The sequence below is a fragment of the Ideonella oryzae genome, from assembly GCF_024055665.1.
Classification (GTDB): Bacteria; Pseudomonadota; Gammaproteobacteria; order Burkholderiales; family Burkholderiaceae_C; genus Ideonella; species Ideonella oryzae.
The window spans coordinates 18,695-30,910 of the sequence record NZ_JAMXMC010000012.1 but is presented as its reverse complement, the minus strand read 5'-3'; the positions used below and the strand labels follow the sequence as shown (position 1 = coordinate 30,910).

12 protein-coding genes are annotated in these 12,216 nt (G+C 69.7%); 3 read left to right on the top strand and 9 right to left on the bottom strand.

Annotated elements, in window-relative coordinates:
* Positions 1-15: 15 nt before the first annotated feature.
* From M0L44_RS18610 to M0L44_RS18570, 9 genes are read right to left on the bottom strand one after another with little or no spacing between them, the layout of a single operon-like run.
* The gene (locus M0L44_RS18610) at positions 16-546 is read right to left on the bottom strand and encodes a flavin reductase (protein ID WP_252771534.1); all 531 of its coding nucleotides are present in this window, start codon (positions 544-546) and stop codon (positions 16-18) included.
* A 20-nt stretch (positions 547-566) separates the two neighbouring features.
* Positions 567-1,568 carry a PDR/VanB family oxidoreductase gene (locus M0L44_RS18605; protein WP_252771522.1) on the bottom strand — a complete coding sequence of 334 codons (1,002 nt, stop codon included), beginning with the start codon at positions 1,566-1,568 and terminating at the stop codon, positions 567-569.
* A 53-nt stretch (positions 1,569-1,621) separates the two neighbouring features.
* Complete coding sequence (locus M0L44_RS18600) at positions 1,622-2,380, bottom strand: SDR family NAD(P)-dependent oxidoreductase (protein WP_252771512.1); 759 nt, start codon at positions 2,378-2,380, stop codon at positions 1,622-1,624.
* A 14-nt stretch (positions 2,381-2,394) separates the two neighbouring features.
* Positions 2,395-2,871, bottom strand: coding sequence for an aromatic-ring-hydroxylating dioxygenase subunit beta (locus M0L44_RS18595; RefSeq protein ID WP_252771511.1), 477 nt, complete (start codon positions 2,869-2,871; stop codon positions 2,395-2,397).
* Between the two features lie 52 nt (positions 2,872-2,923).
* Positions 2,924-4,210, bottom strand: coding sequence for an aromatic ring-hydroxylating oxygenase subunit alpha (locus M0L44_RS18590; protein ID WP_435526445.1), 1,287 nt, complete (start codon positions 4,208-4,210; stop codon positions 2,924-2,926).
* A gap of 38 nt (positions 4,211-4,248) precedes the next feature.
* Positions 4,249-4,833, bottom strand: a complete 585-nt coding sequence (locus M0L44_RS18585) for a nuclear transport factor 2 family protein (RefSeq protein WP_252771507.1) — start codon at positions 4,831-4,833, stop codon at positions 4,249-4,251.
* A 14-nt stretch (positions 4,834-4,847) separates the two neighbouring features.
* Positions 4,848-5,228, bottom strand: a complete 381-nt coding sequence (locus M0L44_RS18580; protein WP_252771505.1) for an IacB protein — start codon at positions 5,226-5,228, stop codon at positions 4,848-4,850.
* Positions 5,229-5,266: 38 nt separating this feature from the next.
* The gene (locus M0L44_RS18575; protein WP_252771503.1) at positions 5,267-6,442 is read right to left on the bottom strand and encodes an acyl-CoA dehydrogenase family protein; all 1,176 of its coding nucleotides are present in this window, start codon (positions 6,440-6,442) and stop codon (positions 5,267-5,269) included.
* On the bottom strand, positions 6,439-7,587 hold the full coding sequence (locus M0L44_RS18570; RefSeq protein WP_252771501.1) for an amidase: 1,149 nt from the start codon (positions 7,585-7,587) through the stop codon (positions 6,439-6,441). The genes M0L44_RS18575 and M0L44_RS18570 overlap by 4 nt, the downstream gene beginning before the upstream one ends.
* A 542-nt stretch (positions 7,588-8,129) precedes the next feature.
* Here M0L44_RS18570 and M0L44_RS18565 point away from each other — a divergent pair.
* From M0L44_RS18565 to M0L44_RS18555, 3 genes are read left to right on the top strand one after another with little or no spacing between them, the layout of a single operon-like run.
* Complete coding sequence (locus M0L44_RS18565) at positions 8,130-9,284, top strand: ABC transporter substrate-binding protein (RefSeq protein ID WP_252771499.1); 1,155 nt, start codon at positions 8,130-8,132, stop codon at positions 9,282-9,284.
* Between the two features lie 17 nt (positions 9,285-9,301).
* Positions 9,302-10,351, top strand: a complete 1,050-nt coding sequence (locus M0L44_RS18560) for a branched-chain amino acid ABC transporter permease (RefSeq protein WP_252771497.1) — start codon at positions 9,302-9,304, stop codon at positions 10,349-10,351.
* Positions 10,348-12,216, top strand: coding sequence for a branched-chain amino acid ABC transporter ATP-binding protein/permease (locus M0L44_RS18555; protein ID WP_252771495.1), 1,869 nt, complete (start codon positions 10,348-10,350; stop codon positions 12,214-12,216). The genes M0L44_RS18560 and M0L44_RS18555 overlap by 4 nt, the downstream gene beginning before the upstream one ends.

Here is a 12,216-nt window from a genome sequence, read left to right as displayed (position 1 = left end):
GGGCGGGCGTGGCGCTCAGGCAGCGGCTTGACCGAGGGCGTGGTAGCCGCGGTTGAAGTAGGCCAGGCCCGGCAGGGCGCTCGCCCCGTCGGGCACCTGGATGCTTTGCAGCTCGACGATGAACACGCTGTGCGTGCCCACCTCGTGGGTGGCGACGATGCGGCCGTCCAGGTTCACCAGCGCACCGTCCAGCGCCGGGGCGCCGGTGGCCAGGGGGCGGGCCGGGCAGCGCGCAAAGCGCTCGGCCATCGCCACCTCGCGGTTGGCGAACAGGCCGGAGACATCCTGCTGCGTCGCATTCAGCACGTTCACGCACAGCACGCCATTGGTGGCGAAGAAGCGGTGCGCAAACGACGAGCGGTTCATGCACACCAGCACGGTGGGCGGGCTGTCGGTGACGCTGCAGACGGCCGAGGCGGTGAAGCCCGCCGGACCCTCGGGGCCATCGGTGGTGATGACGGTGACGGCACCGGGCAGCAGGGCCATGCCGTTGCGGAACTCGCCGACCGAAACCGGCGAAGAGACAGAGGGGGCGCTCGCGTCCATGGAAGCTCCGGGCGAGGGGGTCAGAGGTCCAGCACCAGGCGGGCCGAACGCGAGCGCGAGCAGCACACCATGATCTGGTCGTTGGCGGCGCGCTCCTCGTCGGTGAGGTAGGCGTCGCGGTGGTCGGGCTCGCCTTCGAGCACGGTGCAGGCACAGGTGCCGCAGACGCCCTGCTCGCAGGAGACGGGCACCTCGATGCCGATGCGCTGAAGGGCACTCAGCAGGCTCTCGGTGGGCGCCACGTGAACGGTCTTGCCGCTGCGCTGGGCCACCACGTCGAAGGCCCGGTCCGGGCTGTCGGAAGCGACCACCGGGGCGCTGAAGTACTCGCGGTGGATCTGCGCCGCGGCCAGGCCGGCGCCGGCGGCCTCGGCCATCACCCAGTCCATGAAACCCGCCGGGCCGCAGACATACAGGTGGCTGCCGGCCGGGGCGGCCTTCAGCACCGCAGCGGGCGCCAGCTTGCCGGCCCCACCAGGCTCCTCGGCCTCGTCGAAGTGCAGCGTGACGCGCCCGGCCCAGGGGGCCTGGGCCAGCTCGTCGAGAAAGGCGGCCTGGGCCCGGCTGCGGGCGCAGTAATGCAGCTCGAAGGAGGCTCCCAGGGCATGCAGGCGATGGGCCATGGCCAGCATGGGCGTGATGCCGATGCCGCCGCCCACCAGCACGCTGTGCGGCGCGCTCTCGTCGAGCGGGAAGTGGTTGCGCGGGGCGCTGATGGTCAGGCGGGCGCCGGCCTGCAGGGCAGCGTGCACGGCCACCGAGCCGCCGCGCGAGGCGGGGTCCTTGAGCACGCCCAGACGGTAGGTCTGGGTGTCGGCCGGGTCGCTGCACAGCGAATAGGGCCGCACCAGCCCGCCGGGCAGGTGCAGGTCCACATGGGCACCGGCGGTGAAGGCGGGCAGGGCGCTGCCATCGGCAGCGGCCAGGGCCAGCACGGCCACGGCCTGACCTTGCAGGCTGCGGTCGCGCACCACCACGTCCAGCGTGGCGGCGGTGGGGGATGAGAGGGTGGCAGTGCTCATGGGCAGGGCTCGTGGGGCAGGGGTGAAAAGGCAGCAGCGTGGGCCGGGGAGGCTCAGCGCATGAAGATGCCGCCGTTGAAGTCCCAGGCGGCGCCGGTGGCGAAATCGGCCTCGGCCGAGGCCAGCAGCACCACCATGCGGGCGACGAACAACGGGTTGCCCAGGCGCTGCACCGGGATGGTCTTGACGATCTGCGCCAGGCGGTCGGCCGGCACTGCGGCATGCACCGAGGGCAGGTCCATCGGCCCCGGGGCCACCGCGTTGACGGTGACGCCCTTGGCGCCCAGCTCGCGGGCGAAGATCTTGGTCAGCGTCAGGATGCCGGCCTTGGACGAGGCGTAATGCGCGCCCGAGGCCGTGCCACCGTTTTGTCCGGCCAGCGAGGCCAGGTTGACGATGCGGCCGTAACCGGCCTCGCCCATCGCCGCGCCGAACACCTGGCAGCCCAGGAAGCAGCCGCGCAGGTTGATGTCCAGCACGCGGGAGAACTCCTCCGGGCTGATCTGCATGACCGGGGTGGTCAGCGTCAGCGCGGCGTTGTTCACCAGCACCTGGGGCAGGCCCCAGCCGGCCTTCAGGTGGGCCAGCGCGGCCTCGAAGTCGGCCTTGTTCAGCACGTTCAGGGCCAGGCCCTGGGCCGCGGTGCCGCTGGCGTCCAGGGCCTGGGCGGCGGCCTGGGCCCCGGCCGCATCCACATCGGTGAGCAGCACGCGGTAGCCCGCAGCATGCAGTTCGCCGGCAATGACCTGACCCAGCCCGGCGGCCGCGCCGGTGACCATGGCAATGGGCATCTCGGAAGGCAAGCGCGTCATGGTGGTGCGGGCCTTCAGAAGATGTAGCCGACGGCGCTGAGCGTGTCGACGGAGTTGATCATGCGCACGACCTTGCGCTGGATGCGCCAGGAGTCGCCGTGGGCGACCAGGGTCCAGGTGACGTCGGCGGTGTGCTGGTGGAACTTGTCCTTGCGGAAGTCACGCAGGTCCTGGGCGCCGCGCAGGGTGACGGTGTCGCCGTCATGCGCGATGACGCGCAGGCGCGAGACGCTGCGCACGGTGCGCGCGGGCGGCTGGGTGGAGACCGACTCGCCGCTGGTCAGGCGCTCCACGCGCAGGCGGCGCATGGTGGCGTTGTCGTTGGCGTAGTTGAGGGTGTTGTCGAAGTCGGTGGTGTCCGGGTCGATGGGCACGATGTACTGGCCGGCGGGGACCCACAGGTCCAGCCAGGCGGCGAATTCGCCGTGGTCGAGCATGTCGGCCTCGGCCCAGACAAAAGCGGTGACGCTGTTCAGCAGGGGCAGGTTCATGGTGTGAGGAATTGGGTTGCGATGGGAGGGGGACGGTCGGTGGGCAGGGCCCTCACTCGGCGGTCATCAGCTTCTTCCACTGGCGGTAGGCGGCGCGCATGCCGGTCTCGGCACTGACATCGCTGGCGTGGCCGTCCTCGGTCACGCGCTCGCCGGGCAGGCCGCGGTTGACCATGACCCACAGGTCCTTGCCGGCCTGCGCACCCTTTTGCACGCGCTCCCAGGCCTCCGAGTCATCGGGCGTGCCGAAGCCCATCGGGCCCTGGAAGTGCTCGTGCAGGCGCAGCCGGGCCTGGTTGCACACGGCCGGGCCGCCGTCCATCACGATGGCCGCATGGTGGATCTCGGTCTCGGTCACCGAGACCGGCTGCAGCACGCGGAAGAAGGCCATCGAGCAGGCGATGTTGGGGAACAGGTTCAGGTTGAAGCCCGTGCCGCCGACAGCGCGCACCAGGCGGCGGACCTTCTGCTCGTCATGGCCCTCGTCACGCAGGGCCTGGGCCAGCTCCTCGAAGCGCTCGGGGATCGGCGCGTCCAGGTTGGCCTCCAGATCCACCAGGGACGGGATCATCACCATCACGCTGTGGCCGTTGCCCAGTTCCTCCACATAGCCCGGGCCCTTGACGAAGTCGAAGACCTGCTTGGTCTCTTCGTCGATCGAGCTCAGGAAGCTCTTGTGCACCAGCGGGAAGTGGTAGGCGTCGGTGGTGTTCTCCAGCTGGATCTTCCAGTTGCCGGGGAAGCGGAAGCGGTGCTCGCCGGCCACCTTGACCGGGTAGCCGCCGGCCTGCTTCATGAACAGGTCGATCCACTTCTTGGCCGGGCCCAGCCAGTCCACCAGCGGGGCGATGTCGTCGCGGAAGGTGGCGAAGACCATGCCGTTGTAGGTTTCCACGCGCAGGCTCACCAGCGGGAACTCGCCCTTGTCCAGGCAGTCGCCGTAGCTCTCGGGGAAGGGCACGCCGCGCAGCGAGCCGTCCAGGGCGTAGGCCCAGCCGTGGTAGGGGCAGACGAAGCTGGAGGTCTTGCCCTTCTTGTGCTCGCAGACGGTGGCGGCGCGGTGGCGGCAGCGGTTGAGCAGCACGTGGATGGCGTTCTTGCGGTCGCGCACCACGATCACCGGCTCCATGCCGACCCAGTGGGTCTTGAAGCTGCCGGGCTCGGGCAGTTCGCTCTCGTGGGCGACCCAGACCCAGCAGTTGCGGAAGATCTTGTCCATCTCCTGGTCGAAGATGGCCGGGTCGTTGTAGAGCGAGGTGTGGACGCGGTCCTCGCGGACGAGCTCGCCCAGTTCGCGCGCGGAGCGCTGAAATTGCATGGTGGAAGCAGGAGCGTTCATGGTGGCGATGCAATGAAGGGGTTGAAAGGGGGCCGGGCTCAGCGCCGGGGCACGGGCAGGGCGGTGTCGCTGTGCCAGTGGTCCACGGGGCGGCTGAGCAGGTTCTCGGTCTCGAAGTGGGCGATGCGCCAGTGGCCGTCGGTGTCGCGGCGCATCTGCAGCGTGAGCTGCGCGGCGTTGAGGTGGGCGCGGCCGTCGGCGAAGGTGGAGGTCTGCAGCATGGTCCACTCGGCGCGGGCGGTGTCGGCGCCGGTGGGGGTGATGAGCTCCGAGCAGAGGAAGTGGGCGTTGAAGGCGAAGTGCGGCGGACGCTGCGGGCCATCCTCGCCGGGCAGCGAACCGCGGTAGGCGCCGAGCATGGCGCCGATGGCGGCGCGGCCGCGGTGACCCCCGAAGCTCTCACCGTAGCGGGCCCCCTTGCCGGCCCAGATGGCGTCCTCGGTGAAGCAGTCCAGCAGGGCGTCCATCGGGGTCGTGGCGTCGAGCCGGTCGCACAAGGCCATGTAGCGGTGCACGCAGGCGCGGATGGCGGCGGCGTCCTCGAAGCGCTCCAGGCGGTCTTCCAGTTCGACCAGCCGCTGGGCCAGGCCGGCCAGCTCGACGGGGAGGGGAGCAGGGGTCACAGCGGGCTCCGTGCTCAGGCCGGCTTCTTCAGGCTGGGCGGCACCACCAGCTCGCGGCCGACGCGGGCCTCGATCTTGGCGTACTTCCACAGCTTGTACGGGCCCTCGCCGACCACGACAGTGCGCAGCAGGTTGCAGGCCGCGTGCACGGTCTGGATGTCGGGCACGTTGGCCAAGATGTAGCAGGTCCAGGGCCAGCTGGTCGACGGACCGACCATGGACAGGTCGTCGTCGATGTTGCCCAGCACGGTCACGCCGGGCAGCTCGGCGATGCCATTGAAGAGTTCGCCGCAGGCCAGCCACACAGCCTTGGCCTCATCGGGGGGGGCATCGAAGAAGTTCTGGTTGATGCCGATGCAGAACAGCGCGCGCATCTGGGGGGTGGGGGTGCTCATGGAAGTCCTTTCAGGTCAGCAAAAGAGGGGGCGTTTGCTCAGAGGTAGCCCGGCAGCGGGGGCAGGCCGAACAGCATCGCGCCCGCGTTCTGGTAGGTGATGTCGCCCATGAAGGCGTGCTGGGTCAGCACCTGCACGTCGCGCACCTGCTGCGACAGCGGGCTGCTGTGGTAGACGCCGCTCATGCCGGCCTGCATCTGGATGGCGCGGGTCACTTCGGCGCTGGTGCGGGCCGCGTGGGTGGAGGACAGGCGCAGCAGGCTGGTCTGCTCCGGCGTCACCTCGTCGCCCTTCTCGAGCGTGGCCCAGGCGTCGTCGATGGCCTCGTAGAAGAAGGCGCGGGCGGCACGCAGCTGGGCCTCGGCGCGGGCGATTTCGATCTGCACCTGCGGCCGGTCGGCCAGGCGCGGTGCGCCCGTGACCGAAATGCGGCCGGTGGCCATGCCACGCAGCTCGTCGATGGCGGCGCGGGCGATGCCCAGGCCTACCACCGTGAGCACCTGGGCGGCGAAGGACAGCGAGGGATAGCGGAACATCGGCTCCTCGCGCTGCGACTTGCTGCCGCGCACGAAGGTCCATTCCTCGGGCACGATCACCTTGTCGACCACCAGGTCGTGGCTGCCGGTGCCGGCCAGGCCGCTGACGTCCCAGGCCATCTCGATGCGGGCCTGGCTGCGCGGCATCACGGCCATGCGCGGCAGGCCGCCCTTGTCGCCTTCGAACGGGGCGATGCCCACGCCGATCACGTCGGCGCCCATGCAGCCGCTGGAGAAGCTCCAGCGCCCTGAGACTTCGTAGCCGCCGTCCACCTTGGGGGCCCGTTGCGGCGGGAAGATGCCGCCGGCAAAGGTCACGTCAGGCCCATCGGCATAGACCTTGGTCAGCGTGGCCGACGGCAACGCGGCCAGGTAAGTCACCCCCATGCCGAAGCTGGCCACCCAGCCGGCCGAGCCATCGGCCTGCGAGATGGTCTCGATGAGTTCGCAGAATTCGTGCGCCGACTTCTGCTCGCCGCCCAGCGCGGTGGGCACCAGGGCGCGGTAGACGCCGATCTCCTTGAAGCGCTGGATGATGTCCGGCGAGATGTAGCGCTGTTGCTCGAATTCCTGGCGGCGGCGGCGGATGTCGCTCAGCAGCAGGTCCAGCGCCGTGCCGGATTCAAGCCCGGTGGGGGCGGTGGACGCACCGGGGTGCGTGGCGGTGAGGGAGGTCATGCGGGTTCTCCAAGGGAGGCGTGCAGGTCGAGTTGATGGCTCAGGGAGCGAGCCACGGCGCAAAGCCATTCGTCGGCACCGTGGCGGGCCACCAGCTGCAGGCCCACGGGCAGGCCGTCGGCGTTGTCCAGGGGCAGCGTGATGGCCGGATGGCCGGAAAGATTGAAGGGGCGCACCAGGGCCGTCATCGACACGGCGGCGCTGGTGTCGGCGGCGTCTTCGAGGCGCGGCGGGGGTGAAGCCAGGGTGGGCAGGGCCAGCACGTCGCACTGCGACAAGGCGGCATCCACCTCGGCGCGGAAGGCGCGCCGCACGGCTTCGGCCTCGGCCACCTGCGCATCGGTGGTTTGGCCGGCCCGTTGCAGCCGGGTGGCCACGTCGGGGCCCATGCGGCCATCGGCCAGCAGTGGGGACAGGGCGGTCCAGTTCTCGCGGTTGATCACTGCCAGACCGGCGCGGTAGGCATCCTCAAACAGCGGCAGCGTGACCGGGTGCAGGCGGTGGCGGGTGCGCGCCAGGGCCCCGTGCACCGCGTCGCGGGCCTGGGTGTCGCAGGCCACGTCCACCAGGCCGATGTGCAGCGAGGGCGGCACCACCGGCAGGGTGTGGAAGTTCGGTGTCATCACCGCCATGGCCGCGATCAGGCTGTCCATGTCGCGGGCGATCGGGCCCACACAGTCCAGCGAACTGCGCTCGGGCATCACGCCGCGCCGACTCACCCGGCCGAAGCTGGGCTTGAGCCCGAACACGCCGCAGCAGGCCGCCGGCGTGCGCACCGAGCCGCCGGTGTCCGTGCCCAGGGCCACCGGCACCAGGCCTTGTGCGACGGCCACGGCCGATCCGCAGGAGGAACCGCCGGGCACGCGGTCGGGCCAGCGCGGGTTGCGCGGGGTGCCGGTCCAGTGGTTGATGCCGGTGGTGCCATAGGCCAGCTCATGCAGATTGGTCTTGCCCATCAACTGCCAGCCGGCGGCCAGCAGGCGTGCCACCACCTCCGCATGGGCTGCGGCGGGCGCGGCGTCGGTCAAGGTGCGGCTGCCGGCCCGCGTCGGGCTGCCTGCCACGTCCAGCGTGTCTTTGACCATGAAGCGCGGGCCATCGGCGGGGCCGATTTGGAGCGGGAGAACGACGATGTCGGTGGACATGGGCAGGGGGGGAAGGTGCCGGGGTGGCGTGCCGTCGCCAAGCGTGTGGCAAGCGGTTGGAATGGCTGCAGACGATAGGAGTGAATACGTGAATCGTCAACTAAATAACCCATGTTTGAGCCCGAGCAAATCCGGTGCGACGGGGCGGTGATAACGCCACGCATTGGGGCGCGACGCCCCGATTTGGTGGATTTTTCAAGCAATGAATGGCGCGAGCGCCGGCATCGACCCCGAGGCCTGTTTCCCTCGTGCCGTGGGCTTTTCCGGGGCCGTGGGCGCTGGCGCGGCAGGTCGATTCAATGCGTTGCGCGCGCGAGGAGGCCGGCAGCCGGGGCTTGCTTGCCAGAGGGGCGTCATTGACGCAAGCGGCCTGCATCAGAAAAACATGAAAAGTGGCATGAAAGATGCTGATGCAGGTCAAGCTCGCTGCAGCGGCGGTGGACCGGCTCCCCTCAAATTTTTGGGAGCTGGCCGCGCCTCCCGCGGTGTGCGGCCGACCGTGTTCTTCCACCCCTTGGCGCCCAGAGCGCACGGAGTCCCCGATGTCCCTTCCCCGTTTCGTCCGTCCCCTGCTGCAGGGCTGTCTGCTGGCCTCGTTCGCCCTGGTCGCGCAAGCCCAGGTCAAGGTGGGCGTGGTGACCTCGTCCACCGGCCCGGTGGCCCTGGTCGGCCTGCCGCAGAAGAAGACCGTGCCGCTGCTGCCCACCAAGGTGGCGGGCCAGACGGTTCAGTACATCTCGCTGGATGATGGGAGCGACCCGACGGCTTCGGTGTCGGCTTTCAAGAAGCTCATCAACGAAGACAAGGTCGACGCCATCATCGGCCCGAGCGGCTCGCCGGCCGCGATGGGCGTGATCCAGTTCGCCGCAGAAGCCGGTGTGCCCATGCTGGCGCCGGTGGGAACGGCGGCCGTGGTCGTGCCGATGAGCGAGCAGAAGAAGTGGGTCTTCAAGACCACGCAGAACGACGACATCATCGCCCGTGCCCTGGTGCAGCACATGAGTGCCACCAAGATCAAGAAGGTGGGCTTCATCGGCACGGCCGACCCCTACGGTGACAACTGGGTGCGGGTCTTCTCCGCGCTGGCCGAGAAGGCGGGTATCAAGGTGGTGGGCTCCGAGCGCTTCCAGCGCCAGGACACCTCGCTGACCGCCCAGGCCCTCAAGCTGATGGGGGCGTCACCCGACGCGATCCTGGTGGCCGCGCCGGGCAGCTCGTCCGTCTTGCCCAGCACCACGCTCTACGACGTGGGCTACAAGGGCAAGGTCTACCAGACCCACGGCGCGGCGCTGGACGACTTCCTGCGGCTGGGCGGCAAGAAGGTGGAAGGCACGATCCTGGCCGCCAGCGCGATGCTGGTGCTCGACCAGGTGCCGGCCAGCAACCCGACCAAGAAGGTGGCCACCGAGTATGTGGAGGCCTACGAGAAGCTCAACGGCAGCAAGCCGGCGACTTTCGGCGCCAACGTGTATGACGCGGGCCTGCTGCTGCAGGCGGCCATTCCGGTGGCGCTGAAGTCCGGCAAGCCGGGCACCGCCGCCTTCCGCACGGCGCTGCGCGATGCGCTGGAGCAGATCAAGGAGCTGCCGGCCACCCAAGGCGTCTACACCATGACCCCGGCCGACCACAGCGGCTTCGATGACCGTGGCCGCGAGATGATCGTGGTGAAGAACGGTCGCTGGACGCTGCTGAAGTGAGCAGGGTGGACTGAGGCATGAACGCGCAGATCGCATTGCTGCTGGGACAGGATGGCGTGACCAACGGCGCGATCTACGCGCTGCTGGCCCTGTCCATCGTCCTGGTGTTCACCGTCACCCGGGTGCTGCTGGTGCCGCAGGGGGAGTTTGTCACCTTTGGCGCCATGACCATGGCCACGCTGCAAGCCGGCCAGCCGGTGCGGCTGGCCTGGCTGCTGCTGGTGCTCGCCGCGCTGCGCCTGGTCTGGCGGCTGTGGGCGCTGCGCCCGGGCCTGCGCGCCGATCCTCAGCCCCCGCTGTCGGCCTGGGACTTCGCCGGGCCGCTCTATGCCCTGATCCTCTGGGGCATTGCCTACCGGGTGCCCGGCCAGGACTGGCCGATGGTGCTGCAGGTGTTGTTCACGCTGGCGCTGGTGGTGCCGCTGGGGCCCTGGCTGTATGACCTGTGCTTTCGGCCCATTGCGGCTGCGCATGGCCTGGTGCTGCTGATCGTCTCGATCGCGCTGCATGTGGTGCTGGTGGGGCTGGCGCTCTGGATGTTCGGCGCCGAAGGCGCGCGCACTCTGCCGTTCTCCGAGGACGGCCTGGACCTGGGGCTGCTCAACGTCAACGCCCAGTCGCTGTGGGTGCTGGCCGCGACGCTGGCGCTGATGGTCGGGCTGTTCGTGTTCTTCGAGCGCACGCTGCGCGGCAAGGCCTTGCGGGCCACCGCGGTCAGTCGCCTGGGGGCGCAGCTGATGGGCATCTCGCCGACCACTGCCGGCCGCACCTGCTTTGCCCTGGCGGCTTTCATCGGTGGCCTGTCGGGCACGCTGATCGCGCCGCTCACCACGCTGTACTACGACTCCGGCTTCCTGATCAGCCTGAAGGGCTTCGTCGGGGCCGTGGTCGGCGGCCTGGTCAGCTTCCCCGTCGGCGCGCTGGGCGCACTGTCGGTGGGGCTGGTCGAGGCCTATTCGACCTTCTGGGCGAGTTCCTACAAGGAGGTCATCGTGTTCACCCTGATCCTGCCCTTCCTGCTGTGGCGCTCGCTGACCAGCAAGCACCATGAGGAGGACCGCGCATGAGCACCGCCCTGCCCATGAATTCCTCTGCTGAGACCTCCAAGTCCGCGCGCTCGCTGGGCGTCACGGGCCGGCGCACGGTCGGCCCGGTGTTGCTGCTGGCCTTGTTGCTGGCCGTGCCCTGGCTGCCCACCTTCTGGGTCAACCTGCTCAACAACATCGGCCTGGCGGCCATGGCCACCCTGGGCCTGGTGCTGCTGACCGGCGTGGCCGGCATGACCAGCTTCGGCCAGGCTGCTTTCATCGGCCTGGGGGCCTACACCTGTGCCTGGCTGACCGTCGGGACGGACGTGCCAGGTTGGCTGGCACCCATCGCTGGTTCGCCCTGGCTGGCCCTGCCGGCCGGCCTGCTGGTGACGCTGGCGGTGGCGGCTGGCCTGGGCGCGGTGACGCTGAGGCTGTCCGGGCACTACCTGCCGCTGGGCACCATCTGCTGGGCCCTGGCGCTGTTCTACCTGTTTGGCACGCTGGAATCGCTGGGGGCCCATTCCGGCCTGACCAACCTGCCGGCCTTGCAGATCGGTGCCTGGAGTCTGGACCAGCCGGCCGACATGGCCTGGCCGATCTGGCTGCTGCTGGGGCTGGCCCTGGTGCTCTCTCGCCACCTGCTCGATTCGCGCAGCGGCCGCGCGTTGCGCGCGCTCAACGGCGGCCAGGCGATGGCCGAATCAATGGGCGTGCCGGTGTTCCGCACCAAGATGGCGGCCTTCATCCTGTCGGCGCTGCTGGCCGGCGTTTCGGGTTGGCTGTATGCCTGCAATCAGCGCTTCGTCAGCCCGGCGCCGTTCAGCGTGACCGCGGGCATCGACGTGATGTTCATGGCCCTCATCGGCGGCGTGGGCCACCTGTGGGGTGCGGTGGCGGGTGCCGTGGTGGTGACACTGGGCCGCAACGGGCTGCAGGACTGGCTGCCCAGCCTGCTGGGCCAGAGCGGCAACTACGAGTCCGTCGTCTTCGGCCTGCTGATCATCGCCTTGATGCACCGCGCGCCCAATGGCCTGTGGGGTGCCATCCACCGCCGCTGGAGCCGGCGGGTCGATCCGCGGCGGGCTCAGCCCGCAGCGCTGCCGGCTGCTGCGCCCTTGCCGCGCCGGGTCCAGCCCACCCGCGGCCAGCCGGTGCTGGAGGTGCGGGGTCTGACCCGTCGCTTTGGCGGCCTGGTGGCCAACAAGGACATCGACCTGACGCTGCATGCTGGCGAGATTCTGGCCGTCATCGGCCCGAACGGCGCGGGCAAGAGCACGTTGTTCAACCAGCTCTCCTGCGTGGACCATCCGACCTCGGGCGAGGTGAAGTTCCTGGGCCAGAGCGTGCTGGGCTGGCAGCCTCGGCGCATGGCCGCCGCCGGGCTCTCGCGCACTTTTCAGCACGTCAAGCTGCTGCCCAGCATGAGCGTGCTGGACAACGTGGCCATCGGTGCCCACCTGCGCGGCCGCGCCGGCCTGTTGCGCAGCGCGCTGCGGCTGGACCGGGCCGAGGAGGCCCGGCTGCTGGGCGAGGCCCAGCGCCAGCTGGAGCGCGTGGGCCTGGGCGCGCTGTCGCATGTGGAGGCTGGCAGCCTGGCGCTGGGCCAGCAGCGTCTGGTGGAGATCGCCCGTGCGCTGTGCGCCGATCCCTCGGTGCTGCTGCTCGACGAGCCCGCCGCCGGTCTGCGTCTGCAGGAGAAGCAGGCTCTGGCCGAGCTGCTGCGCAAGCTGCGCGCCGAAGGCATCGCCGTGCTGCTGGTGGAGCACGACATGGATTTCGTGATGAACCTGGTGGACCGCGTGGCGGTGATGGTGTTCGGCGAGAAGATCACCGAGGGCCTGCCCGCCGAGGTGCAAAGCCATCCCAAGGTGCTGGAAGCCTACCTGGGAGTCGACCTGTGA